At 72.4% G+C, this 22,805-nt stretch carries 27 protein-coding genes and 2 pseudogenes; 14 read left to right on the plus strand and 15 right to left on the minus strand.

What is annotated here, in order from left to right; all coding sequences use genetic code 11:
* Positions 1–26: 26 nt before the first annotated feature.
* The 7 genes from AB0M88_RS40420 to AB0M88_RS40450 all read right to left on the minus strand — a co-directional run bounded on the left by AB0M88_RS40420 (position 27) and on the right by AB0M88_RS40450 (position 7,576).
* The gene (locus AB0M88_RS40420) at positions 27–248 is read right to left on the minus strand and encodes a hypothetical protein (RefSeq protein WP_364111209.1); all 222 of its coding nucleotides are present in this window, start codon (positions 246–248) and stop codon (positions 27–29) included.
* 4 nt (positions 249–252) lie between these two features.
* Complete coding sequence (locus AB0M88_RS40425) at positions 253–1,656, minus strand: pyridoxal-dependent decarboxylase (protein ID WP_364111211.1); 1,404 nt, start codon at positions 1,654–1,656, stop codon at positions 253–255.
* Between the two features lie 44 nt (positions 1,657–1,700).
* Positions 1,701–3,020: a nitrate/nitrite transporter gene (locus tag AB0M88_RS40430; protein WP_364111213.1), complete on the minus strand. Its 1,320-nt coding sequence runs from the start codon at positions 3,018–3,020 to the stop codon at positions 1,701–1,703.
* Between the two features lie 2 nt (positions 3,021–3,022).
* Entirely contained in the window at positions 3,023–3,319 is a 297-nt protein-coding gene (locus AB0M88_RS40435; protein ID WP_364111215.1) for a Rieske (2Fe-2S) protein, read from the minus strand.
* On the minus strand, positions 3,316–5,769 hold the full coding sequence (gene nirB, locus AB0M88_RS40440) for a nitrite reductase large subunit NirB (RefSeq protein ID WP_364111217.1): 2,454 nt from the start codon (positions 5,767–5,769) through the stop codon (positions 3,316–3,318). The genes AB0M88_RS40435 and nirB overlap by 4 nt, the downstream gene beginning before the upstream one ends.
* A gap of 68 nt (positions 5,770–5,837) precedes the next feature.
* Entirely contained in the window at positions 5,838–6,488 is a 651-nt protein-coding gene (locus AB0M88_RS40445) for a CbiX/SirB N-terminal domain-containing protein (RefSeq protein ID WP_364111219.1), read from the minus strand.
* Entirely contained in the window at positions 6,485–7,576 is a 1,092-nt protein-coding gene (locus tag AB0M88_RS40450; RefSeq protein ID WP_364111221.1) for a uroporphyrinogen-III synthase, read from the minus strand. The genes AB0M88_RS40445 and AB0M88_RS40450 overlap by 4 nt, the downstream gene beginning before the upstream one ends.
* Before the next feature lie 870 nt (positions 7,577–8,446).
* Between AB0M88_RS40450 and AB0M88_RS40455 the strand changes: the two genes are divergently transcribed.
* The 8 genes and pseudogenes from AB0M88_RS40455 (at position 8,447) to AB0M88_RS40490 (ending at position 13,923) form a co-directional block, all read left to right on the plus strand.
* Complete coding sequence (locus AB0M88_RS40455; RefSeq protein ID WP_364111223.1) at positions 8,447–8,617, plus strand: hypothetical protein; 171 nt, start codon at positions 8,447–8,449, stop codon at positions 8,615–8,617.
* 98 nt (positions 8,618–8,715) lie between these two features.
* Positions 8,716–9,654: a polysaccharide deacetylase family protein gene (locus AB0M88_RS40460; RefSeq protein ID WP_364111225.1), complete on the plus strand. Its 939-nt coding sequence runs from the start codon at positions 8,716–8,718 to the stop codon at positions 9,652–9,654.
* Positions 9,655–9,703: 49 nt separating this feature from the next.
* Positions 9,704–9,901, plus strand: a pseudogene (locus AB0M88_RS40465) (hypothetical protein); the annotation flags it as partial.
* Positions 9,902–10,022: 121 nt separating this feature from the next.
* A complete protein-coding gene (locus tag AB0M88_RS40470; protein ID WP_364111227.1) occupies positions 10,023–10,847 on the plus strand; it encodes an alpha/beta hydrolase in 825 nt (274 codons plus the stop codon).
* A gap of 58 nt (positions 10,848–10,905) precedes the next feature.
* A complete protein-coding gene (locus AB0M88_RS40475; protein ID WP_364111229.1) occupies positions 10,906–11,694 on the plus strand; it encodes a hypothetical protein in 789 nt (262 codons plus the stop codon).
* Between the two features lie 673 nt (positions 11,695–12,367).
* Complete coding sequence (locus AB0M88_RS40480; RefSeq protein ID WP_364111231.1) at positions 12,368–13,000, plus strand: maleylpyruvate isomerase N-terminal domain-containing protein; 633 nt, start codon at positions 12,368–12,370, stop codon at positions 12,998–13,000.
* Positions 13,001–13,009: 9 nt separating this feature from the next.
* A complete protein-coding gene (locus AB0M88_RS40485) occupies positions 13,010–13,714 on the plus strand; it encodes a methyltransferase domain-containing protein (protein WP_364111233.1) in 705 nt (234 codons plus the stop codon).
* Between the two features lie 5 nt (positions 13,715–13,719).
* A complete protein-coding gene (locus tag AB0M88_RS40490; protein WP_364111235.1) occupies positions 13,720–13,923 on the plus strand; it encodes a hypothetical protein in 204 nt (67 codons plus the stop codon).
* A 10-nt stretch (positions 13,924–13,933) separates the two neighbouring features.
* Here AB0M88_RS40490 and AB0M88_RS40495 read toward each other — a convergent pair.
* A pseudogene (locus tag AB0M88_RS40495) lies at positions 13,934–15,051 on the minus strand (IS630 family transposase).
* An 86-nt stretch (positions 15,052–15,137) separates the two neighbouring features.
* Positions 15,138–15,506: a GNAT family N-acetyltransferase gene (locus AB0M88_RS40500; protein ID WP_364111271.1), complete on the minus strand. Its 369-nt coding sequence runs from the start codon at positions 15,504–15,506 to the stop codon at positions 15,138–15,140.
* Between the two features lie 263 nt (positions 15,507–15,769).
* Between AB0M88_RS40500 and AB0M88_RS40505 the strand changes: the two genes are divergently transcribed.
* Positions 15,770–16,216 carry an AAA family ATPase gene (locus tag AB0M88_RS40505; protein ID WP_364111237.1) on the plus strand — a complete coding sequence of 149 codons (447 nt, stop codon included), beginning with the start codon at positions 15,770–15,772 and terminating at the stop codon, positions 16,214–16,216.
* Here AB0M88_RS40505 and AB0M88_RS40510 read toward each other — a convergent pair.
* Complete coding sequence (locus tag AB0M88_RS40510; RefSeq protein WP_364111239.1) at positions 16,190–16,642, minus strand: helix-turn-helix domain-containing protein; 453 nt, start codon at positions 16,640–16,642, stop codon at positions 16,190–16,192. The two genes, AB0M88_RS40505 and AB0M88_RS40510, sit on opposite strands and share 27 nt — an antisense overlap.
* 59 nt (positions 16,643–16,701) lie before the next feature.
* On the opposite strand from AB0M88_RS40510, the gene AB0M88_RS40515 reads away from it, so the two are divergent.
* The 3 genes from AB0M88_RS40515 (at position 16,702) to AB0M88_RS40525 (ending at position 18,579) form a co-directional block, all read left to right on the plus strand.
* On the plus strand, positions 16,702–17,292 hold the full coding sequence (locus tag AB0M88_RS40515) for a dihydrofolate reductase family protein (RefSeq protein WP_364111241.1): 591 nt from the start codon (positions 16,702–16,704) through the stop codon (positions 17,290–17,292).
* A gap of 25 nt (positions 17,293–17,317) precedes the next feature.
* On the plus strand, positions 17,318–17,701 hold the full coding sequence (locus AB0M88_RS40520) for a TIGR03618 family F420-dependent PPOX class oxidoreductase (protein WP_364111243.1): 384 nt from the start codon (positions 17,318–17,320) through the stop codon (positions 17,699–17,701).
* 65 nt (positions 17,702–17,766) lie between these two features.
* Entirely contained in the window at positions 17,767–18,579 is an 813-nt protein-coding gene (locus AB0M88_RS40525) for an LLM class flavin-dependent oxidoreductase (RefSeq protein ID WP_364111245.1), read from the plus strand.
* A gap of 155 nt (positions 18,580–18,734) precedes the next feature.
* Here AB0M88_RS40525 and AB0M88_RS40530 read toward each other — a convergent pair whose 3' ends face one another.
* The 4 genes from AB0M88_RS40530 to AB0M88_RS40545 form a co-directional block, all read right to left on the minus strand.
* Positions 18,735–19,298 carry a class I SAM-dependent methyltransferase gene (locus AB0M88_RS40530; protein ID WP_364111247.1) on the minus strand — a complete coding sequence of 188 codons (564 nt, stop codon included), beginning with the start codon at positions 19,296–19,298 and terminating at the stop codon, positions 18,735–18,737.
* Positions 19,299–19,537: 239 nt separating this feature from the next.
* On the minus strand, positions 19,538–19,720 hold the full coding sequence (locus AB0M88_RS40535) for a hypothetical protein (protein WP_364111273.1): 183 nt from the start codon (positions 19,718–19,720) through the stop codon (positions 19,538–19,540).
* 5 nt (positions 19,721–19,725) lie between these two features.
* Positions 19,726–19,905 carry a hypothetical protein gene (locus tag AB0M88_RS40540; protein WP_364111249.1) on the minus strand — a complete coding sequence of 60 codons (180 nt, stop codon included), beginning with the start codon at positions 19,903–19,905 and terminating at the stop codon, positions 19,726–19,728.
* A 119-nt stretch (positions 19,906–20,024) separates the two neighbouring features.
* Entirely contained in the window at positions 20,025–20,891 is an 867-nt protein-coding gene (locus tag AB0M88_RS40545; protein ID WP_364111251.1) for a diiron oxygenase, read from the minus strand.
* Positions 20,892–20,938: 47 nt separating this feature from the next.
* Here AB0M88_RS40545 and AB0M88_RS40550 point away from each other — a divergent pair, with 47 nt between their 5' ends.
* Both AB0M88_RS40550 and AB0M88_RS40555 read left to right on the plus strand, forming a co-directional pair.
* Complete coding sequence (locus AB0M88_RS40550) at positions 20,939–21,607, plus strand: TetR/AcrR family transcriptional regulator (protein ID WP_364111253.1); 669 nt, start codon at positions 20,939–20,941, stop codon at positions 21,605–21,607.
* Positions 21,600–21,872: a DUF4873 domain-containing protein gene (locus AB0M88_RS40555; protein ID WP_364111255.1), complete on the plus strand. Its 273-nt coding sequence runs from the start codon at positions 21,600–21,602 to the stop codon at positions 21,870–21,872. The genes AB0M88_RS40550 and AB0M88_RS40555 overlap by 8 nt, the downstream gene beginning before the upstream one ends.
* 76 nt (positions 21,873–21,948) lie before the next feature.
* On the opposite strand, the gene sigJ is transcribed toward AB0M88_RS40555, so the two are convergent.
* Positions 21,949–22,797 (minus strand): RNA polymerase sigma factor SigJ, encoded by an 849-nt coding sequence (gene sigJ / locus AB0M88_RS40560; protein WP_364111257.1) that lies wholly within the window; start codon positions 22,795–22,797, stop codon positions 21,949–21,951.
* Positions 22,798–22,805: the final 8 nt, after the last annotated feature.

The following is a 22,805-nucleotide window of genomic DNA, read 5'->3' on the forward strand; positions in this document are numbered from 1 at the left end:
GCGATAGATACCGCGGTGAGTGGTGTTCAGTCGTGTGCTCTTCCTATCTGGTTGACCGGGAGGGCCCGGGCGCCCAGCGCGGCCCGGATCCGCGCCTCCTCCCGCCGGTAGACCGACGGCCAGCCGGCGGAGTACGGAACGACGGTGATCGGCCGGGTGACCTCGGCCGGGCGGCCGCCGACCGCCCGCGCGGCCATCTGGGCCGGGGTCAGGGGCGGGGCGGGGACGGGCAGCGGGGGCAGGCGCATCCGGTCATCTCATCAGATCGGCGATCAGCTCGTGGAGCACGTCGACGAACAGTTCGATGTCGGCGGGGCCGGTACGCCAGTTGACGATCGCCGGGCGCAGCGCGACCTGACCCGCGTAGACGGTCGTGCCGGCGTAGACCCGGCCGTCGGCGATCAGGGCGGCGCCGAGACGGCGGTTGAGATCGTCGAGGTCGGACGGTGCGACGCCGGCCGGCCGGGCCCGCAGGCAGACGATGCAGAGCGGCACGTCGGCCAGCCGTTGAAGCACCGGCGACGCGTCGACCAGGCCGGCCAGGTGCTGGGCCAGATCGAGGTTCCGCTCCACCAGGGAGCGGTAGCCGGACCGGCCGTAGGCGGCCAGCGTGGCCCAGATCGGCAACGACCGGGCCCGCCGGGACGATTCGGGGCCGTACAACCCGTACCCGCCGGCCGGGTCGCCCGGGCCCGGCAGGTAGGCGGCGCCGGGCATGCCGAACGCCTGCCCGAGCCGGTCCGGCTCCCGGATCAGGGCGAAGCCGCTCTCGTAGGGCACGTTCAGCCACTTGTGGCCGTCCGCCGCGATCGAGTCGGCCCGGTCGAGGCCGGCGACCAGGTGGGCGGTCCGCGGCGACACGGCCGCGAAGAGCCCGAACGCCCCGTCCACATGCAGCCAGCAGCCGAACTCGGCGGCCAGGTCGGCCAGCGGCGACAGCGGGTCGAAATCACCCGCGTTGACCTCCCCCGCATTGGCGATGATCACGGCGGGCGCGCCGTTCAGCGCCGCGAGCCGGGAGCGCATCCCGGAAAGGGAGACCCGCCCGGCCTCATCGGCCGCGCACACCTGTACGGCATCACGGCCGTGCCCGAGCATCTGCAACGCCTTGCGGGCGCTCGCGTGCACATAGCCGCCCGAGAGGACCGGCATCCTCGGCAGGCCGGAGAGCCCGTCCCGCACGGTGTCGGCGCCGAGTCGCCCGCCCCACCACTGCGTCGCGCAGCCGAGCGACGTGAAGTTGGCGAACGTCGCCGAGGCGACCAGCGCACCGCCCCATCCGGACGGCAACCCGGCCAGATCGCGGAGCCAGTCGATGGCCACGCCCTCGGTGAACGTGGCGAACGGCGAGGCCACCCGCGAGAACGCGTTCTGGTCGAGCAGGGACGCGGTCCAGTCGGCGGCGAGGGCGGCCTCGGTGACGCCCCCGGTCACGAAATGGAAGAAGCGGGGACCGGACGAGGCCGTGGCCGCCCGCGTACCGATGTCGAGCAGTGAGGCGATCGCCGAGGCCGCGCCGGCGCCGGTTTCCGGAAGGGGCCCGCCGAGGCGGGCCAGGAGTTCTTCCGAGGCCGGATCGTGGACCGGCCGGGTGGCGAGGGAGTCGAGGTAGGGGCCGGCCGCGTCGAACACCTGGGAGAGCACCGGATCTGCCATGTCAGCAGCATCGCGCACCGCGGCCGGAATGGGAGGGCCAATCCTCAGACGGTGGCCGGGCGCCGCAGATAGACGGTCCAGGTGACGGCCACGCAGACCAGGTAGAACGCGATGAAGGCCAGGTAGGCGGCGTTCGCGCTGCCGGTGGTCAGGAACGACTGCCGGAACGCGAGGTTGACCAGCACGCCGCCGAAGGCGCCGACCGCCCCGGCGATGCCGATGACGGCGCCGGCCAGCCGGCGTGCCTCGTGCGGATTCCCGGGATGCCGGCGGCCGAAGATGGCCGGGATCATCTTGTACGTCGACCCGTTGCCGATCCCGCTGAGCACGAAGAGCGCGACGAACCCGACGAGGTAGAGCGGCAGCGACTGCCGGCCGGCCGCGAGCAGCACCACCCCGGCGCCGAGGGCCATCGCGAGGAAGGTCGCGAACGTGACCCGGGCACCGCCGAGCCGGTCGGCCAGGAACCCGCCCACCGGCCGCACGAGCGAGCCGAGCAGCGGCCCGAGAAACGTCAGGTAGGCGGCCTTGACCGGGGTGCCGAACTGGTCGTGGAACTGGACCTGCAGCACCTGGCCGAAGGCGAAACCGAAGCCGATGAACGAGCCGAACGTGCCGATGTAGAGCAGCGACATGACCCAGGTGTGCGCGTCCCGGACGGCGTCGCGCATCCCGCGCCGCTCGCCGCGCGCCTGGGCGAGGTTGTCCATCCCGAGCGCGGATCCGAGGGCGGCCAGCACGATGAGCGGAATGTAGACACCGGCGACGATTCCGGGGTGGCCGGCGCCCGCGACCGCCAGCACGAGCAGGCCGACCAGTTGCACCGCGGCGACGCCGAGATTGCCGCCGCCCGCGTTGACGCCGAGCGCCCAGCCCTTGAGCCGCTCCGGATAGAACGCGTTGATGTTGGTCATCGAGGAGGCGAAGTTGCCGCCGCCGACCCCGGCCACCGCGGCCAGCAGGACCAGGGTCGGGAACGACACCCCGGGCCGGATCAGGAATGCCGCCAGCACCGACGGAATCAGCAGGAGGGACGCGCTGAAGACGGTCCAGTTGCGGCCGCCGAACCGGGCCACGGCGAAGCTGTACGGGATCCGCAGGGCCGCCCCGACCAGCGTCGGTACGGCCGTGAGCAGGAACTTGCCGGCCGGGTCGACGCCGTACGCCGGTCCGAGGAACAGCACCAGCACCGACCACAGCGACCACACCGAGAAGCCGATGTGCTCGGAGACGATCGAGAGGATCAGGTTGCGCCGGGCGATCCGGGCGCCGGTGGCCCGCCAGAAGGACGGGTCCTCCGGCCGCCAGTCGTCGATCCAGCGGCCGTTCTCCGGCGTCCGGACTGCGGGCAACGTCGCGGTCATGGTCACTCCCCCAGAACGATCTGGTCGCCGTCGAGGCGGACCGGGTAGCTGGTCAGGTCGGGCTGCCCGGAGAGCGAGCAGCCGGTGGTGAGATCCCAGGCGTTCAGGTGCAGCGGGCAGACCACCTGACGGAGGTCGATCTGGCCGTCGGCGAGCGGGCCGCCCCGGTGCGGGCAGACCGCCGACAGCGCCCGGACCGAGCCGTCGCGCAGCCGGAAGACCGCCACCGATTCGCCGCCGACGGCGTAGGCCCGGCCCTCGCCGGGCGGGATGTCGTGGATCGAGCCGAGAGACGTCATGCCCGCACCGGAACCTGGGGCAGGACGGTCAGCGGCAACGAGGTGCGGAACTGGCCCGGGGTGCTCTCGCGCTCCCGCTCCCGCCAGGGGTCGCGGTAGGCCGCCACCGAGGCGTCCATCGCCGCGTCCAGGGCCGCCGCGATGCCGTCGTCGTCGTCGACGACGACCGCCCGGACCCGGTCGATGCCGACGCGCGGGACGAAGGAGTACGTCCGCTCGAGCCAGTTCCCGTTCTCGCGGTAGTACTGCAGGAACCGGCCCGCCAGCACGATCACCTCGTCGGCCGAGTCGACGGTCGCGAGCAGGTCGCCCTTGCGCACATGGGCGCCGGCCGCCCCGCCGACGTAGATCTCCCATCGGCCGCCGTCGATCGCGACGACGCCGAGGTCCTTCACGTACGCCTCGGCGCAGTTCCGCGGGCACCCGGTGACCGCGAGCTTCATCTTCCCCGGGCCCTCGATGCCCTGATAGCGCTCCTCGAGCGCGATGCCCAGCGCGGTCGAGTCGCCGACCCCGAACCGGCAGAAGTCCGATCCGACGCAGGTCTTCACCGTGCGGAAGCTCTTCGCGTACGCGTATCCGGACGGCATGTCGAGGTCGGCCCAGATGTCGGGCAGTTTCTCCTTCGGAACGCCCAGCAGGTCGATCCGCTGACCACCGGTCAGCTTGACCATCGGAACGTCATACCGCTCGGCCACCTCGGCGATCCGCTTGAGCTGGGCCGGGGTGGTGACGCCGCCCTTCATCTGCGGCACGACCGAGAACGTGCCGTCGCGCTGGATGTTGCCGTGCACGCGGTCGTTGATGAAGCGGGCGTCGCGCTCGTCGACGTACTCGTCGCCCCACATCATCTTCAGCAGCGACGCCAGGCCCATCTTGCTCTTGGCGTCCTCCTCCCCGCCGAGGGCGCCGAAGACCGCCGACACCGACTTCAGCCCGAGCCGGCGGACCGCGGCCATCAGCTCCGGCTTCGGCAGCGGAACGCCCGGCACGTAGTAGGACGCGGCCGGGTCCTCGTCGAGGGCACCGCCGGCCGCCCACGACACGATCTGCGCCACGAGCGGCTTGCACGTGCCACAGCCCTTGCCGGCCCGGGTCCGGTCCATCACCCCGCCGACCGTCCGGCAGCCGCCGGCGACCGCCCCGCAGATCGCCGACTTGGCCACCCCGTTGCAGTTGCAGACCTGCGCGTCGTCCGGCATCTCGGCCGGGCTGACCTCGGCGCCCTCACCACCGAGGTCGAACAGCAGCGACGCCCTCTCGGCGGGCAGATCCAGGCCTCTCTCGAACGCCTGGATCAGGTACGCCGCCTTCGTCACGTCCCCGACCAGGGTGGCGCCGACCAGGCGCCCGTCCCGCACGATGACGTTCTTGTAGATCCCCCGGGCCGGCTCGGCGAAGGTGACCGACTCGTCGCCGTCGGCCGGCGTCGTCAGGCCCATCGAGGCGACGTCGACGCCGGCGACCTTGAGCTTCGTGCTGACCTTCGACCCGCGGTAGGCGGCGTCCGGCGCGGCCCCGGTCAGGTGGTCGGCCAGCACCCGGGCCTGCTCCCAGAGCGGGGCGACCAGCCCGTACACCTCGCCGCGGTGCTGGGCGCACTCCCCGACCGCGTAGACGTCCTCGGCCGCCCGCATCTGGTCGTCGACCACGACGCCCCGCTCGACCGGCAGCCCGCTCGCCGCCGCCACCTCGGCGTTCGCCCGGATCCCGGCCGCCACCACGACCACGTCGCACGGCACGACCCGCCCGTCGGCCAGCTTCACCCCGGTGACCGCGTGCTTGCCGAGGATCTCGGTCGTGGTGGCACCGACCAGCACCTCGATGCCGAGCCGCCGCTCGACGGTCCGCTGGAGGGTCTGACCGGCGACCTCGTTCAACTGGGTGTTCATCAGATGGCCGGTCGCATGGACCAATGTCACGTGCGGCAGATGGTTCTGCAGGCCACGGGCCGCCTCCAGCCCCAGCAGCCCGCCGCCGATCACCACCGCCCGCTCGTGCTCCCGGGCATAACGGATCATGGCCCGGGTGTCGTCGAGTGTCCGGAAGGCGAAGACGCCCTGGTGGTAGCCGCGGCCCGGCCGGTGCAGCCCCGGGATCGGCGGCACGAACGCCCGGCTCCCGGTCGCGATGATCAGCTTGTCGTAGCCGGTCGCGCTCCCGTCCGCCGCGTGGACCGTCCTCGAAGCACGGTCGATGCGCTCGATCCGGGTGCCGGCGTGCAGGGTGATGCCGTGATCGGAATACCAGGAAAGGTCGTTGAGGAAGATGCCGGCCTCGTCCTCCACTCCCGCGAGGACATTGGACAGCATGATGCGGTTGTAATTGCCGTAGGGCTCGTCGCCGAACATCGTGATGTCGAAATCGCCGCCACGGGCAAGGATCTCCTCGACCGTCCGGGCGCCGGCCATCCCGTTGCCGATGACCACCAGTCGTCTTTTCTCGGTCACGCGACGAATGGTGCCGGGCGTTTGTTTACCGCCGGGACCGCCGTTATTGCGCCGGGGTTCGGATCTTCCTACAACCGGCTCAGGGCCGTTGTGAGGTCGTATCTCCGCAGCACCAGCGACGCGACCGCCGGGTCGAGGCTGAGCGGCGGCGTCACCGCGTCGGCGCCCGCCCGGCGCAGCGTGCGGTAGAAAAGGCCGTCCGCGAGCAGGTAGGCGGCGATCGCCACCCGGCGCGCCCCGCGACGCCGCAGATCGGCGACGACATCGGCGACCTTGCGGTCACCGCCCGAGGCGTACGCGATGTGGGCACCGAGGCCGGCGCCGGCCCGCTCGACGGAGTCCCGCCAGGCCGGGTCCTTCGATCCGGCGGCCGCCAGAACCACCGCGTCGGCGGCCGGCAGGTGCCGGGTCAGGCTCTCCAGGAGTACGCCGTCGGGGCCGAGCGGCCCCGCGACCACCGCCCGGGTGCCCGCGACCGCCTCGGCGATGTCGACCCGCACGTGGTGGCCGGCGGACAGCAGAAGCGGCACGACCACCCCGTCGTGGACGAGCTCGCCGACCCTCGGCCGCTGCACGTCGGCGTAGCAGAGCCGCACGTCGAGCCCCGGCCGTTCCCGGGCCACCCGGGCGACGAGGTCGCGGATCTGGGCCTGGCCGGCCGGGCTGCGCGTGCCGTGCGCGACCGCGGTCAGGGCCGGCCCGCGCCTCGCGGCCGTCATTCCGGTTCGTCCACCCGCAGGCGGTAGCCCCGCTTGATGACCGTCTCGATGTGCCGCCCCGAGCCGAGCGCGGTCCGCAGCCGGGCCACCGCCACGTCGACCGCGTGCCCGTCGTTGCCCCGCGGCAGCGCCTCGATCAGCTGCTCCTTGCCGACCACCTTGCCCGGCTTCTCGGCCAGCGCCTCGAGGATCGCCATCGCGGCCGGGGCGAGCGTGTGCGGTGTGCCGTCGATCAGGACGACGTGGCCGCGCATCTCGAGATCGTCGCCGGCCACGCGCAGGTGCCGGGCCCGCTTCGGCAGCTCCTCGCTGACCGTACGGATCAGGGCGCCGAGCCGGTAGCGCTCGGGCATCACCACCGGCACGTCGAACTTGGTCAGCTGGGCGGCGGTGACCGGTCCGACGCAGGCGGCGAGCGTCCGCGTCCGCAGCGATGTCAGAACCTCCGGCCCGGCGACCTGGAGGAACGCCTTCACGGCCGGCGCGCTGGTGAACGTGACGGCGTCGATCTGACCGGCGACGACCTGGTCGGCCAGGCGGCGTACACCGGAAGCGTCCGCCGGCAGCACCCACCGGTACACCGGAACCTCGACCACCGCCGCACCGGCGCCGCGAAGCGCGGCGACGAACTCGGTCTGCGGCTCGCCGTGTTCCTGCACCACCACCCGGTGCCCGGCCACCCCCTCGGCGAGCAGCCGCTGCAGAATCTCCTCGGTCGATTCGGACGGCGCCGCCCACGCCTCGGTCAGCCCGGCCGCCCGGATCGCCCCGCACGGCTTGGCCCCCCGGGCGATGATCCGGGCCTGCCCGAGCGTGGCCCGCAGCGCGTCGGCCATCCCCCACCCCTCGGCCGCCTCCAGCCACCCCCGGAACCCGATCCCGGTCGTCACGACCACCAGGTCGGGCGCGAGCCCGACACAGGCGGCGGTGGCCGCGTGCAGCGCCTCATCGTCGACGAGCGGCACAATGCTGATCGCGGGCGCGCTGACGACCCGGGCCCCGCGCCGCTCCAGCAGCGCGGTCATCTCCTCCCGCCGCCGCTCGGCGGTGACCGCCACCGTGAACCCGGTCAGCACACCCTCAGCCATCGACTCCCCATCCCGCCTGTTGCCCGCGACTGTCCCCAGCCCAGGTTTCCACCCCGTCGAACCAATGTTTCCGCGCCGCTAACGCGGCATCACAACCGCCCCGTACGCCCGGTGACCGCGCCCGCCTTCCCATTTGTCCAGCGCGATCCAGGTCCCGCCGAACCGTCGAATCCGGTCACCTTCAGCCAGAGTTGTCCCGCGCACTCCATTCGATTACCGACACGCCCTTTTCCAACCAACAGGCAAGACACCCAGGCGGCAACGGCCCCGCATCGCCTGCGCAAATCGTCCAGGTTCGCTCGGAGAGCCGACCGGCGTCCGGCAGGCCCGACCCGGTCGACGCCCCGGAATCGCTCAACGCCCTTTGCCCAGGTCTCCTCCCGCAGGGCTCGGCCGAGCCCTCTTGCCCGCGACCCCCGACATTGGCCGAGGCCGCCAGCCCAGCCCAGACCGGGCCGGCAGCGGGGAGGCAGGGCAGGCGGGGCACGCAGGGCAGGCGGGCAGTGCAAGCCGGGCAGCCGGGCAGCCGGGCAGCCGGGCAGCCGGGCAGGCGGCCAGCGCAGGCGAGGCAACAGCGCGGGCCGGAGCAACAGCGCCGATCCACCCGGCCTCCGCGGCAGACCGGCCAAGGCCGACGGACCCGTCGCCGTCCGCCAAACGACCGCACCAGCCCCACTGACTACGCGAACGGAATGGCTTAACCAGCAGCTCCGGCCGACGTAGAAACATCAGCGCTGCCAGGCAGTGCGCGCCCATCCGCCAAACCGACGACCCAGCAGCACTGGCCGCCCAGGAACGCGGATGCGCGAGCAGTGCCGACCCGCCTTGCGCCCTCTTCCAAACCAACATCGCTGGCCTAGCCGGCCGGACGTGCCGACCTGGAAGCGCGGAGGAGCGCCGATCAACCTGACGCCTTCCGCCAAGCCGGCCACCCGCCGAACTGGCAGCACCGGCGGTGAGGCGATCGGCTACCACCCGCGCGACGATGCCTGCGCCCGGTCGGACATCGAACCGGAGGCCGATGACGGCGACGGCCGGTGAGAGAGGCCGGCATCGCGACCCGACTGGTGGGTCGGCGCGGCGTTCCGGGAGGACCTCAAGGACCGCATTGTCCCGGGAGGCAGTAGTGTGCGGCCCTTGTGAGGCAACGTCTGGCCGGTGCGGCCGCAGCCCTGCTCGTCCTGGCCTCGGTGGCCGCCTGCAGCCCGGCCGCGAAGCCGGCACAAAGGCCGGCCCAGGAGCAGCGGGCCCAGAAGCAGCCGGCCCAGCAGCAGAAGCCCGAGAGGGCGATCGGCGTCGTCAAGACGCAGCGGACCGCCGGGGCCGAGATCGGGGAAGCCGAGCCGGTCGCCGGCACCACGATCCTGCACTTCGCCGAGCCGGGCGGCCCGGGTGCCCGCCTGCGCGGCACCCACCCGGTCGTGATCTTCCACGGGCCGCGGACGCGGAAGGAGGTCGCGCTCACGTTCGACTCCAACATGACCGACGCGATGCTGCGGCGGCTCGCCGACGGCAAGGTCAAGAGCTACGCCAACTCGGCCGTCGTCGACGAGTTGCAGAGGTCGCGCACGCCGGCCACGTTCTTTCTCGCCGGGAAGTGGGTGCAGGCGTACCCGCAGCTCACCCGGCGGATCGCCGCCGACCCGGAGTTTCAGGTGGCCAGTCACTCGTGGGCGCACGAGGGGTTCCGGGGTGGGTGCTACGGGCTCGGCACGATCAAGCGCGCGGACATGGCGGCCGACGTCGAACGGTCGTTTCAGGTGCTCGGGCAGTACACCGGCCACGCGACGCGCTACTTCCGGTTTCCCGGCGGATGCTATGACGCGGCGGCGCTCGACGCGATCGCGCCGGTCGGGTGCACGGTCGTCGAGTACGACGACGTGTCGGGGGACGCCTTCGGCAACAATCCGGCCCGCATCACGGCCGACACGGTCAAGCAGGCCAGGCCCGGGTCGATCGTGGTGCTGCACATCACCGAGGCCAACGCCCCGCAGACCGCGATCGCCCTTCCGGCGATCATCAAACGGCTGCGGGGCGAGGGATACCGGCTGGTCACGCTGGGCGATCTGCTGGCCTGATCCCGTACGGGCGAAGGTGCGCGAGAATCGGCGCATGCGTGAGTCGTGGATGTCCTACCGGTCCGAAGGATCGGTCCTGAGTCTGTGGTCGAAGGGTTCCGTGCTGTCGATCGGGTCCAGCGGCTCCGTGCTGTCGATCGGCTCGATCGGGTCGTTCGCCGCGATCGGCTCCATCGGGTGTTTCGTGGCTGTCGGGTCGATCCTGTCGGCGGCGTCGGTGGGCTCCGTGCTCAGCTGGCGGTCGCGCGGCCGCACGCTCGGCGCGCCAGTTGTTCATCGCCGGGCTCTGGCCTCGAAACGGCATGCTGACTAGCGTCGGCCGAGGGGCTCGTCCGGGTCTCGCAGACGACGATGACGGAGGTCGGCAGATGCCAACGATCACGACCAACGACGGCGTGGAGATCTTCTACAAGGACTGGGGTACCGGACAACCGATCGTCTTCAGTCACGGCTGGCCACTCTCGGCCGACGACTGGGACGCCCAGATGATGTTCTTCCTGGGCCACGGCTACCGGGTCATCGCCCACGACCGGCGCGGGCACGGCCGGTCGGCGCAGGTGCCCGACGGCCACGACATGGACCACTACGCCGACGACCTGGCCGCCCTGACCGCCCACCTCGACCTGCACGACGCGATCCACGTCGGGCACTCGACCGGCGGCGGCGAGGTGGCGCACTACATCGGCCGGCACGGCGAGAGCCGGGTCGCCAAGGCGGTGCTGATCAGTGCCGTCCCGCCGCTCATGGTGCAGACCGAGTCGAACCCGGGCGGCCTGCCCAGGAAGGTCTTCGACGACATCCAGTCGCAGGTGGCCAACCACCGCTCGGTGTTCTACCACGAGCTGCCGGCGACCGCGTTCTACGGCTTCAACCGCGAGGGCGTCGAGCCGATCGAGCCGATCATCCAGAACTGGTGGCGGCAGGGCATGATGGGCTCGGCGAAGGCCCACTACGACGGGGTGGTCGCGTTCTCGCAGACCGACTTCACCGGAGACCTGAAGAAGATCACGGTGCCGGTGCTGGTCATGCACGGCGACGACGACCAGGTCGTGCCGTACGCCGACTCGGCCCCGCTGTCGGCCGAGCTGGTGCGCAACGGCACGCTCAAGACGTACGCGGGTTACCCGCACGGCATGCCGACCACCCAGGCCGACGTCATCAACGCCGACCTGCTGGAGTTCTTCCGCTCCTGAGCGGCTTTCCGGCCCGGGTGGCTTCCGGGCGCCCGGGCCGGGCCCTACCATCGCGCTCGTGGATCCGTCGAAACTCATCGAGGGCGCGGCGCACGTGCCGGTCTATGCCAAATGGCGGGGCGCCCACTGGGTGCTGGCCGCGCTGGCCGACACCGGCCATCCACCCGGCGATCCGCGGCTCGTGCCGCTGCGCGAACGGGTTCTCGCCACGTGGCTGGCGGTCCGGCCGCCCGTGCTCGACGGGCGCTGGCGGGCGCACGCGTCCCAGCCGGGCAACGCGCTGCGGTCGCTGGTGAAACTCGGGCTCGCCGACGAACGCTGCGACTCGCTGGCCGGCCAGCTGCTGGAGTGGCAATGGCCGGACGGCGGATGGAACTGCGACCGCCGTCCGGCGGCCACGACCTCGTCCTTTCACGAGAGCTTGCTGCCGATGCGCGGCCTCTGGGCGTACGGGAGTGAAGCGTGCCGGGAGGCAGCGCGCCGGGCCGCCGAAGTCTTTCTGCGCCGGCGGCTGCTGTTCCGGGCCGGCACGGGCGAGCTGATCCGCGACGACTTCGCCAAGTTGCATTTCCCGCGGTACTGGCATTACGACATGCTGGGCGGGCTGGTCGCGATGATGGAGATGGGGCTGCTCGACGATCCGCGCTGCGCCGACGCGCTGGATCTGCTCGAGTCGAAGCGGCTGCCGGACGGGTGGCCGGCGCAGGCGACCTATGCGCGCGGCGCCACCCGCGACTCGGTCGACTGGGGTGGGACGAGCACCCGCCGCGCCAACCCGTGGGTCACCGCGGACGCGGTCGCCGTCCTGCGGGCCGCCGGACGTCTCAGCTGGACCAGTGAGTCGTAACCCGGCGGAGTCGATGATCCGCCCGCCGAAGCGTTCCCCGGTCTGCCGGGCCGGTCCGGCAACAACCACGACCCGGGGCCGCGGTGCCGTTGCTGAAACAAGCCGTCCGGCTGGTCGCCGCTGACATCGACCTGTGGTTCGACGACGCGTGGGTGACCGACTCGACCCCGGTCGAATGCGCGCTTCACACTCCCGGTTCCTCCGGTGCCCGCGTCCGCATCAGTCGACCGGTGACTGGGCCGACCGCGGGATCCTGCTGCCGCGCCCGTCCTACCGCGACCGGACCCCCGCATCCCGCCCAGCACCTACCCAAACCCGTCCGGGTCGGTCACCGACACCTTGAAAGGCCAACTCGACCTCGAACCACACCGCGGACGCATCATCGAAGGCAAAACCCAGCGCATCCTCGCCCTGACCGCCACGATCCGGCGCAACCCGGCGGATCGCCGGCCGGTCTCCGCCGCCGGCCCGGTGTCTCCGGTCGGCCCAGCGGGCGGCGGCCTCACCACGGGCCGGCCGACTCCGGCCGGGCCGCCCGGTCGCACCAGGTCTTCCGGGGCGCTCGCCGGGGTGTCGGTCAGGCCGCCGTCGGCGACCGCGAGGAGGTCGATGCGCTTCGACGATGCTCATGCGGGCCTTTCCTTCGCCGGCCGGCGGTGTCCACACTGGAACGATGACGGTCAGAGAGGTCTATCTGGAGTCGGCCGCGGCCACCAGCGCGTTTCTGCGGCAGCCGGCGGTCGCCCAGTGCTGGGAGGCGCCGAGCGCGCTCGCGCGGATGCGGGTCGGTGCGCTGGTCGCCCACCTGGTCAGCCAGGTCACGCAGGTGCCGCCGGCGCTCGACGCGCCGGTCGTCGACCCGTGCGTGGGGCTGGGCGAGCACTGGGGCCGGTCGACGTGGACCGACGGCGATGTCGAGAGCGAGGTCAACACCTACATCCGGCGTACGGCCTCGGAGGCGGCCGCCGCCGGCGCCGCCGCCCTGATCGCGGAGGCCGGGGTGGCCCTGGCCGAGCTCCGCCGGCGGCTGCCGGACGAACCGGACGACCGGGTGATCCAGCTGCCGTGGGGGCCGTGGGCGCTGTCGCTCGACGACTACCTGACGACGCGGCTGCTGGAGCTGGCCGTGCACGGCGACGACCTGGCGGTCAGCCTGGGTTCGGCGTCGCCCGCGCTGCCGCCGGGATGCCTCGACTCGGCGCTGGCGGAGCTGTGCCGGATGGCCGCGCGGCGGCACGGGGCCACCGCGGTGATCCGGGCGCTGAGCCGCCGGGAGCGGGCGCCGTCGACGATCGCGGCGCTCTAGGATTCACCCGTGGTCTTCGACCGGGGAATGGCCGGGCGTTACGACGCCGGGCGGCGGTTGCGCCCGGCCGACGTCGACGCGTGGATGGCGGCGGCCCGGCCCTACCTGCCCGGGCCGGGCGGCCTCGTGCTCGACCTCGGGGCGGGCACCGGCCGGTTCACCGCCGCGCTGGCCCGGGCCTGCGGCGCGACGGTCGTCGCCTGCGAACCGTCGCCGGCCATGCGCGCCGTCTGCCCGAGCCGGCCGCTCGTGGGCGGGGCGGCCGAGAGCCTGCCGTTCCGGGCCGGCGTGTTCGACGCGGTGTGGGCGTCGCAGATGGTTCATCACGTGACCGACCTGGCCGCGTTCACCGGCGGCGTGCGCCGCACCCTCAAACCGGGCGGGCGCCTGCTGCTGCGCGGCGGTTTCGGGCTGCCGGACGAGCTGCCCTATTACCGGTACTTCCCGGCCGCGTGGCCCGACCGGACCGAGATGTCGTCGCTGCTGGCCTCGCTCGACCTGCCCCGGGTCGCGCACCTGAAGGTCTCGCAGGTGCTCGCCGAGAGCCCGCCGGAGTTCGTCGCGCGGGCCCGCAGCCGCTCGCTGAGCAACCTGGCCACCCTGGACGACACGCTGTTCGAGGCGGGCCTGCGGGCCCTCGAACGGGACGCGGCCGACGGCGGCCTGCCCGAGCGCGTCGTCGAGCAGCTCGACCTGGTCGTGTTCGGCGTCTGATTCCGTTGCCGGCTGCCCAGGCCGGGAAAGTCGCGGCCCTGCCGAGCCGGCTCCCGCTCGACGCTCCGGCCGGTGACCTGGCGGTCGAGCGGGAACGGCACGACGCCGGCCGGGTGCGTGCCCAGGACGCGACCCGACTGGGCCGCGGTCACGCCTGGCCGGTCTTCCAACTGCCGGTGCCCGCTAGTGCCCTGACCACGAACGTTTGAGGTGTTGGGGTCAGGCTGCCCGGGTGGCGGGTCGGCCCCAGCAGCGCTGTCGTTCGCTGCGGATGCGGGCGCGTTCGCGGCGTTGCGCGGCCAGGACGTCGGGGTGGCGGGCGTTGGCGTTGCGCCAGCGCAGGTATCGGTGCAGGTGAGCGATCAACGCTGGGTGGTTGGAGTGGTTCGATCCGGCGATCACGAAGGTGCGTAGCGGCCCGAACTGGGCCTCGATCGGGTTGGCCCAGGATGCGTAGGTCGGAGTGAAACACAGCTCGACCTTGTTGCAGGCCGCCCAGACGCGGATCGTCTTTCCTTCGTGCGCGGACAGGTTGTCCAAGATGACGTAGATCGGTGCCCCGCCCGGCCTCGCCCGGCGAATCGACTTCAGCGCGGCCAGAGTGTTCGCCGCACTCTCGCGCCGGTGCACGACGCCCCAGAGTTGGCCGTCACCGACGCTGTAGCAGCCGTGGAACTGCCGGACGCCGTGCAGCTTGTGGTAGTTCGCGGGCAGCCGATGCGGGTGGCCTCGCGGTGCCCAGCCGGAACCGGCCCGCGGACGGATCACGAGAGGCCGAACTCGTCGAAAGCGAACACCCGCTGCGGAAAATTGCTGGTCACGTACTCGATGCGGGCCAGTTTCGTGTCCCGCTGCGGATCGTTCGACTCCTTCCACGTCTTCGTCCGCTGGACGGTGATGCCGTGTTTGACCAGCAGTTGACGCAGCCGTTCGCGTCCTACCTCGATCGGGCGGGCGGCCTGCGTGGTGAGGTGCTCGGCGAACTTGCGGATGCTCCACCGGGTGAACGGACGCCCCAGGGCTTCGGAGCGGGTGTTGGCCGTCGTGACGATGTACTGCTCGTCGTCAGGACTGATCTGGCGGGGACGGCCACCCGCCCACTGAGGGTCCAGGCCGGCCATCCCCATCTCGTTGAACCGATGGATGACTTACCGGATCGTGTCCTCATCGGCTCGGACGAGACGGGCAATCACCGGCACGGTATTCCCACCGGCCGAGGCGAGCACGACCATGGCCCGCCGTAATCGGACCGGTGAACCCGTACCTCGACGGGGGATTCTCAGCAACTGCTGACCTTCCCGGTCACTGAGCCGCCGCACGCGTACAGGATCTCCCACCGCCACAGCGTGACCGCCACCACGCCGCTCGGCCATCAGCCCGAGCAGCGTGTCATCCAACACCGTAAACGTTCGTGGTCACGGCACTAGCTGACCCCGTTGCGGTGGAGCGGCTTGGCGTAGAAGACCAGCGTCCACGACCAGTCCGGCCGCTGCCGCCGGCCGGTCTCCTGGTATCCGAGCGCCTCGTAGAACGCCATCGCCTCCGGCTGGTTGGTCGCCGTGTCCAGGCACATCCGGTGCCGGCCCGCCCGGGCGGCCCGGCGTTCCAGTTCGGTCATGAGCGCCCGTCCGACGCCCCGGCGCCGCGTCGCCGGGTGGACGCGGACCCGCAGGACCTCGGCGTCACCGCCGGGGCCGCGGCGGAAGCCGCCCATGCCGGCGAGGTGGCCGTCCAGTTCGGCGACGAGGAAATCGCCGCCGACGGCCAGAAAGCTCCCGTCGATGTCCGCCAGGTCGGGGAAGCCCGCCGGTGGGGTCGCCGCGGGGGGGCAGCGGAAGCGGGGCCGCCGGGTTCGCGGTGTGGCCGATGTTGGGCAGGTTGTTCAAGGCCCAGAGGGCCGGGGCATCCGGCGTCTGGAATCTTCGGACCGTCAGCACGCCCAGAGGATGCACGTCGCGGTGCGCGGGCGCGACCGGATATCGGCCGGGGTTCGAGGACCGTCGCAACGCCGCACCGGTCCCGGGCCGGAGAGCGACCACTGTTAGCGTCAGGCCCGTGGCGCGAATCCTGGTGACCGGGATGTCGGGGGTGGGCAAGTCGACGCTGCTGGCCGAGCTGGCGCGGCGGGGTTTCGCGACGGTCGACACCGACTACGGCGGATGGACCCGGGCGGACGGGCTCTGGGACGAGGACCGGATGTCCCGGCTGCTCGACGAGGACGAGCTCGTCGTGAGTGGGACGGTGGCGAATCAGGGGCGGTTCTACGAGCGGTTCGACCACGTCGTGCTGCTGACGGCGCCGCTGGCCACACTGCTCGAGCGGGTCGGGAGGCGGCTGGACAACCCGTACGGAAAGAAGCGCGAGCATCGCGCCGAGATCGCCCGGTATGCCGAGGAGGTCGAGCCGTTGCTGCGGCGGGGCGCCACGATGGTCCTCGACGGCCGCCGGGCCGATCTGGCCGACCGGGTCGAGGAGCTACTGCGCGGCACCCGGGCCGGGTAGCAGGTCGATGTCGCCCGGGTGCATCGGCTGTCCGCACGCCGCGCAGCTCAGCGACACGTGGCTGATCTCGCCGCACGCGTGGTGCCGGTAGAGAACCGGCGGCCCGGCCTCCCCGGCGAGCCACTTGTCACCCCAGGCGACCATCACCATCAGCATCTCGAGCAGCTCGGTGCCCTGCTCGGTCAGCACGTATTCGTGGCGGGGCCGCTGGTCGTAAGGGCGGCGCTCGAGGATGCCGTGGCCGACCAGGTGGTTGAGGCGCTCGGTGAGTACCTTGCGGGAGACGCCGAGGTCGGCCTGGATCTGGTCGAAGCGGTTCATGCCGACCCACACGTCGCGCAGGATCAGCGGCGACCACGGCTCCCCGATGACGTCGAGGGTGCGCGCGATCGAGCACGCCATGTCGCCGAAGCTGGTTCGTTGCATGGGCGGAACTTTAGCATTTGGGGTTCCCTTAGGGAACTCTGATTGCTACGGTCGGTCGCATGAGCACAGTGATCTGCGCACTCTCGGTGTCGGTCGACGGCTACATCACCGGACGCGATCCGGGAGCCGGCCGCGGGCTCGGCGACGGCGGCACGCTCTTCGACTGGTATTTCAACGGCGACACGCCCAGCCGGGTCTTCGACGGGTTCCGGCTGAGCGCGCCCAGCGCGCGGGTGTTCGACGCGCTCGCCGGGCGGATCGGGGCCGTGGTCGCCGGGCGCAACACCTTCGACGACTCGGAGGGGTTCGGCGGCGGCAGCCCGCACCCGACGGCCCCACTGGTCGTGCTCAGCCACCGGCCGGCCGAGGTCGGCGAACGGCAGACGCTGGTCACCAGCGGCATCGCCGACGCGATCGCGACCGCCCGGGCCCAGGCGGAGGGCAAAGACGTCGGCCTCCAGGGCGGCGGCGCCGTGACGGCGGCCCTCGCGAGCGGTCTGGTCGACGAGCTGATCCTGCACCAGGTGCCGGTCCTGCTCGGCGAGGGCCGGCCGTTCTTCCGCGCACTCCCCCGCCACATCCGCCTGCGCCTGATCGAGGCCGTCCCGGCGCCGGGCGTCACCCACCTGCACTACGCAGTCGAACGCTGAGCAGTCGAACGCTGAGGAGAAAACGATGCTCGACCCCCGGATCCGCGCCCACCTCGACAGCACCGCCGTCGCCCACCTGGCCACGGTCCTCCCCGACGGGTCGCCGCACAGCGTCCCGCTCTGGGTCGGCACCCGCGGCGACCAGATCGTGTTCCTGACCGGGCCGCAGTCCCGCAAGGCCCGCAACCTGCGGCGCGACCCGCGGGTGGCGCTGTCACTGACCGCGGTCGACAATCCGTTCCTGCCCGTGATCGTGCGGGGCCACGTCGTCGAGTGGCTCGACGGCGACGAGGCGTGGGAGATCATCGACCGGATGGCGATGAAGTACATCGGGCAGCCCTACGACCGGTCCCAGCAGCGGGTCGTCGCGGTCGTCGAAGCCGACCGGCAGACGGTGGGAGTGAGCTGAGGCTCCCCTAGGATCGCACTGACCGGGCCACCACCGGCCCGGGCCGGCGTCCCCCCGGAGGATCCATGACCGTTCGCTACGGCCTCTACCTGCCACCGTTCGGGCCGCTCGGTAACCCGCGCGACCTCGTCGAACTGGCCCGCCGCGCCGAGGCGGCGGGCTGGGACGGCGTGTTCCTCTGGGACCACGTCACCGGCGCGCGCAGCCCGATCGCCGACACCTGGAGCACCCTGGCCGCGATGACCCAGGTGACCGGGCGCCTCCTGCTCGGCCCGATGGTCACCCCGCTGCCCCGCCGCCGCCCGTGGATCGTCGCCCGCCAGGCCGCCACGGTCAGCCGGCTCTCGGGCGGCCGGCTGGTCCTCGGCGCCGGCCTGGGCAGCGACGATACCGGCGACTTCTCCGGCTTCGGCGAACAGACGAGCGGGCGCCGCCGGTCGGCCCGGCTCGACGAGGGCCTGGACCTGATCCGGCGCGTCTGGGCCGGCGAACAGATCCGCCACGAGGGCGAGCACTACCGGGCCCGCCTCGACGCGACCGACCCCGAACCCCACCCGCTCCCGATCTGGATCGCCAGCTCGACCGGCCACCCCCGCGTCCTCGAACGCGCGGCCCGCGCCGACGGCATCTTCCCCAACCCGGGCGAGCACACCCTGACGCCGGGCGACGTGCGGGAGCTGGCCGCCCGGATGCCGCGGGACCGCCCGTTCGACATCGTCGTCCGGGGCAACGCGAGCCCGGCCTGGGGCGAGCCCCAGCAGGCCGACGTGGCCGGCCTGGCCGAGGCCGGCATGACGTGGTGGCTGGAGTCACTGTTCTGGCTCGACTCCCTGGGACTCTCCCTGAAGGTCGTCGACGCCGGCCCGCCGCGGCCCTGAGCCGCTTCACCCGAGCCGTCGACGCCGCACGGCCTGAACCGCTTGACCCGAAGGCCGTCAACGCCGGCTGCCCCGAACCGCCCCACCCGAAGTGGTCGAGGCGGGCCGACACCGGCCGCTCATGCGCTTCGGCCAAGGCTGTCGACGCCGGGCCCTCAACCGGCCTCCACAACCGAGACGAACGGGCCGAGGCGGTGCCACGACCGGGCCGCGAGGCCGGCTGCGGCCAGGAGGTGGCCGAGCTTCTTCCGGGTACGCGCGCGGCCCCCCAAAGTGGCCGGCCACAGCCAGGCGGCGCACACGTCGGCCAGAACCAGGACCCCGCCCGGCGCGAGCACCCGGGCGCACTCGGCGAGGCCGCGGCCCTGGTCGGCCCAGTGGTCGAAGGACATGCTGCTCACGACCAGGTCGAACGCGCCGGCGCGAAAGGGGAGGCACTCGGCGTACCCGGGAAGGACGGGAACCCCGGGACCGAGCCGCGCGGCAGCTCGCCGGACCATCGCGGGCGCCGCGTCGATCCCGGTGCGGAATCCGCCGAGTTCGGACAGCAACGCGCCCGTGCCGCAGCCGACGTCGAGCGTGCGGGCCGGCGACGGGCGGGCCGAGCGGGCGATCGAGGCCACCCCGGAGACGATCTCCTGGTGCCACCGGCCGAGCGGGCCGTCGTCATAGGTCGAGGCGCGCCGGTCGAAGGCGCCCACGTCACGGTCGCGGCTCACGAGGCAAAGGCTAGCCGCGCTTCGCGCAGCCCGCGCCAAGCGGCCGGCCAAGCGGGAGGGTGGCCGAGCGGCAGGGTGGCCGAGCGGCAGGGTGGCCGAGCGGCAGGGTGGCCGAGCGGCAGGGTGGCCGAGCGGCAGGGTGGCCGAGCGGCAGGGTGGCCGAGCGGCGCTGAGCCGCCGGCCGGCCGAGCGACAGACCGGCGGTGACCGGCCGGTCGAAGGGCCGCGACCGAAATCTTCTAGCGGCCGTCGTCGAGGAACTTGCGGACCTGGGCGAGCATCTGGAAGACCTCGATGCGCCCGTCGAGGAAGCCCATCCGGTAGTCGGCGCCGGTGTGCGGGTCGTCGGCCCGGGTGGTGTCGCGGCGGCCGGCGCCGCCGTCGGCGCGGCCCAGGTTGTAGGCCATCAGCTCGTCGTCCATCGTGTTCACCGCGGGTCACCGCCGAGCGCCCGTTTGATGGCCGCGACCAGCTCGTCCTCGAACTTGGCCAGCTGCCCGTCGCTCAGCCCGGTGCGGTAGTCGGGGTCGGCCAGGCGGCCCTCGTCGGCGGCGCCGGTGAGACCGTCGGCGTGGCCGGCTCCGTAGGCCCGCAGGGCGTCGTCCATCGGTCCTGATCCTCCCCGAGCCCGCCGGGGGCAGCAGACTCGGCCAAGACTTTCGCACGCCGCGCGGGAAACACCCACCGTCCGTCCGGCCGATAGGGGCCGACCCATCGGATGGGCGGCTATGAATGAAGCGGGAGCAACCCGGACATTCTCCACAAGGGTCCGGAGACGAGTCCCAGGTCGGAGAGGTAGCTCACGACCCGCTCCCCGGCCCACCGCAGGGTCGCCCGGTGATGCGGATTACTCCAGGCCGCCCGGCGCCCGGCGGCCGGATCGATGCCGACCGAACGGTAGACGCCGGGGTGGATCAGCCGGGTGCCGCACAGGTAGGCGGCCCGCCCGATCACGACCCGGTCGAAGGCGAGCCGCGCCCGGCCGGCCGAGCGGACCTCGCCGGCGAGCTCGTCGCGGGCGAAGCGGACGTGCCGGGCCTCCTCGACGACGTGGACGCGCGACACCATGCGTACCAGGGGCTGCACCTGCTCGCAGGCCATCGCCTCGCGCTGCAGCGTGTCGAGGATCTCCTCGCAGATGAGGATCGCCGCGTACATGCGGGGGCCGGTGCCGGTGGCCGCGATCCACCTGCCGAGGGCCGCGTCGACGCCGTCCGGGCGGTAGACCGGGGTGCCGAGTTTGGCGATCATGCGGCCGAACATCACCGAGTGGCGGCACTCGTCGGCGACCTCGGTCAGGGCGTACTGGGACGGGGCCGCGGTCGGGTCCTGCCGGTAGTACGAGCGGATCAACAGTTGCATGAGGATCGTCTCGAACCAGATGCCGAGCCCGGCGATGCTCGCCACCTCGTGCCGGGTCAGCGTGATCCGCTGCTCCTGCGAGAGGCCGTCCCAGAGCGCGGTGCCGTAGAGGCTGGACCGGTGCGGGGGCACGAAGTACAGGTCGCCGGCGAGCGGGGCGTCCCAGTCGATCTCGACGTCGGGGTCGTAGGAGTGTTCAGCGGAGGCACGGAGCAGGCGGTCGGCCGTCATGGGTCAGCTCCTTGACGTTACCCGAAGTAACAGTTACTTCTAGTAGCATGAATCCGAACCCCGACGGGCGCAAGGGGCGATGGGCCGGCCACCGCGAGCAGCGCCGGGCCGAGCTGACCACGGCCGCCATCGACGCGATCCGCCACCTCGGGCCCGAGGTCGGCATGGACGCGATCGCCGCCCACGCCGGCGTCAGCAAGCCCGTGCTCTACCGCTACTACGCCGACAAGTCGCAACTCTGGCTCGCGGTCGGCCAGCAGGCGGCGGGCATGGTGCTCGACGCGATCACTCCGGCGGTCGCGTCCGTACGGGAAGAGCGGGCGGCGATCGCCGCCGCCATCGACGCCTACCTGGCCCACATCGCCGCCGACACCAACCTCTACCAGTTCGTGGTCCACCAGCCCGACATCGCCCGCGGCCGCGACGTCGTGGCCGACGTCGTCGACACGGTCGCGAGCGGCCTGGCCCGCATCTTCGGCGACCGGCTGCGCGCCCGCGGCCTCGACTCGGGCGCCGCGCTCCCCTGGGCCTACGGCGTGGTCGGCTACGTGCAGTCGGTCGGCGACTGGTGGCTGCGCCAACAGCAGCCGATCAGCCGCGAGGCCCTCGGCGACTACCTGACCACCTTCCTGTGGAGCGGCGTCTCCGGCATCCGGCAGGCGGCCGACGTGCCGGGCGGCCTGGCGGCCTACCGGGAGGAGACGGGCCATGGGTGACCTCGAATATCGAGGACCGGCGACGCTGCAGGGTGTCGCGGTCGAGGTCCGGCTGTCGGCCCGGTTCGAGCCGCTGGAGGGCCGCTTCCGCTGGGCGGGCCGCACCGGGCCGTCGCGGTCACTGCACGACCAGGTGACGGCCGGCTTGCGCTCGGCGACCCTCGCACTGCCCGGCGGGCCGCCGATTTCCGTACGGGTGAGCGAGCCCGACCCCTGGGGCGGCGTCCGCCTCTCCGGCGCCGGAACCCCGCCCTGGTTCAGTTAGCCGGCCCGTTCGTCAGCCGGCCCGTTCGTCAGCCGGCCTCTCCGTCAGCCGGCCTCTCCGTCAGCCGGCCTCTCCGTCAGCCGGCCCAGAGGGTCAGCTTCTCGGGGTTGCGGATGATCCAGAGGCGGGTGACGCGGTCGCCGGCGACCTCGAAGGCGTAGACCGAGTTGGTGACGCCGTCCAGCTGGGCGATGAGGCCGGGCCGGCCGTTGACCGTACTCTCCTGGATCCGCAGGCCGGCCGGGATGCGGCCGGCCAGCCAGACCAGCAGGCGGGCGACGTTCTCCCCGCCCTCGACCGGGTCGCGGAACGCCAGCGCCCGGCCGCCGCCGTCCGCGATGGCCACCACGTCCGGGTCGAGCAGGCCGATCAGCGACTCGATGTCCTGGGCCATCCACGCCTGCCGGAAGTCGCGCACGACCTCGGCCTGCCGGGCCGGCGCGACCGGCGCCGGCGCCTCGCGAACCCGCCGGCGGGCCGACGAGGCGAGCTGGCGGCAGGCCGCGGGCGTACGCCCCACAATGTCCGCGACCTCGTCGAACGAGTAGCGGTAGACGTCGTGAAGGATGAACGCGACGCGCTGGGGCGGGGTCATCGACTCGAGCATGACCAGGAACGCGATGCTGATCGACTCGTCGAGCGTGATCCGCTCGGCCGGGTCGGACGCGTCCCCCCGGTCGGGCACCGGCTCCGGGATCCACTCCCCCACGTACCGTTCGCGCCGCACCCGGGCCGAGCCGAGCAGGTCGAGACAGATGCGGCTGGTCGTCGTGGTCAGCCAGGCCCCCGGCGACGCGACGACCTCCTGCCGCTCGGGTGACATCGCATACCAGCGGGCGTACGCCTCCTGAACCGCGTCCTCCGCCTCGACCAGCGTGCCGAGCATCCGGTAGGCGAGGTTGAGCAGCTGCGGTCGCTCTTCCATGATTGCGC

Origin of the sequence: Actinoplanes sp. NPDC051411 (assembly GCF_040682075.1) — a bacterium.
GTDB lineage: Bacteria > Actinomycetota > Actinomycetes > Mycobacteriales > Micromonosporaceae > Actinoplanes.

Bases quoted from the DNA above. Each gene is read 5' to 3' on its own strand.
- AB0M88_RS40420 (WP_364111209.1), bottom strand. From the start codon at position 248: ATGCGCCTGCCCCCGCTGCCCGTCCCCGCCCCGCCCCTGACCCCGGCC.
- AB0M88_RS40425 (WP_364111211.1), bottom strand. From the start codon at position 1,656: ATGGCAGATCCGGTGCTCTCCCAGGTGTTCGACGCGGCCGGCCCCTAC.
- AB0M88_RS40430 (WP_364111213.1), bottom strand. From the start codon at position 3,020: ATGACCGCGACGTTGCCCGCAGTCCGGACGCCGGAGAACGGCCGCTGG.
- AB0M88_RS40435 (WP_364111215.1), bottom strand. From the start codon at position 3,319: ATGACGTCTCTCGGCTCGATCCACGACATCCCGCCCGGCGAGGGCCGG.
- AB0M88_RS40445 (WP_364111219.1), bottom strand. From the start codon at position 6,488: ATGACGGCCGCGAGGCGCGGGCCGGCCCTGACCGCGGTCGCGCACGGC.
- AB0M88_RS40450 (WP_364111221.1), bottom strand. From the start codon at position 7,576: ATGGCTGAGGGTGTGCTGACCGGGTTCACGGTGGCGGTCACCGCCGAG.
- AB0M88_RS40470 (WP_364111227.1), top strand. From the start codon at position 10,023: ATGCCAACGATCACGACCAACGACGGCGTGGAGATCTTCTACAAGGAC.
- AB0M88_RS40480 (WP_364111231.1), top strand. From the start codon at position 12,368: ATGACGGTCAGAGAGGTCTATCTGGAGTCGGCCGCGGCCACCAGCGCG.
- AB0M88_RS40510 (WP_364111239.1), bottom strand. From the start codon at position 16,642: ATGCAACGAACCAGCTTCGGCGACATGGCGTGCTCGATCGCGCGCACC.
- AB0M88_RS40515 (WP_364111241.1), top strand. From the start codon at position 16,702: ATGAGCACAGTGATCTGCGCACTCTCGGTGTCGGTCGACGGCTACATC.
- AB0M88_RS40520 (WP_364111243.1), top strand. From the start codon at position 17,318: ATGCTCGACCCCCGGATCCGCGCCCACCTCGACAGCACCGCCGTCGCC.
- AB0M88_RS40525 (WP_364111245.1), top strand. From the start codon at position 17,767: ATGACCGTTCGCTACGGCCTCTACCTGCCACCGTTCGGGCCGCTCGGT.
- AB0M88_RS40535 (WP_364111273.1), bottom strand. From the start codon at position 19,720: ATGGACGACGAGCTGATGGCCTACAACCTGGGCCGCGCCGACGGCGGC.
- AB0M88_RS40540 (WP_364111249.1), bottom strand. From the start codon at position 19,905: ATGGACGACGCCCTGCGGGCCTACGGAGCCGGCCACGCCGACGGTCTC.
- AB0M88_RS40545 (WP_364111251.1), bottom strand. From the start codon at position 20,891: ATGACGGCCGACCGCCTGCTCCGTGCCTCCGCTGAACACTCCTACGAC.
- AB0M88_RS40550 (WP_364111253.1), top strand. From the start codon at position 20,939: ATGAATCCGAACCCCGACGGGCGCAAGGGGCGATGGGCCGGCCACCGC.
- AB0M88_RS40555 (WP_364111255.1), top strand. From the start codon at position 21,600: ATGGGTGACCTCGAATATCGAGGACCGGCGACGCTGCAGGGTGTCGCG.
- sigJ (WP_364111257.1), bottom strand. From the start codon at position 22,797: ATGGAAGAGCGACCGCAGCTGCTCAACCTCGCCTACCGGATGCTCGGC.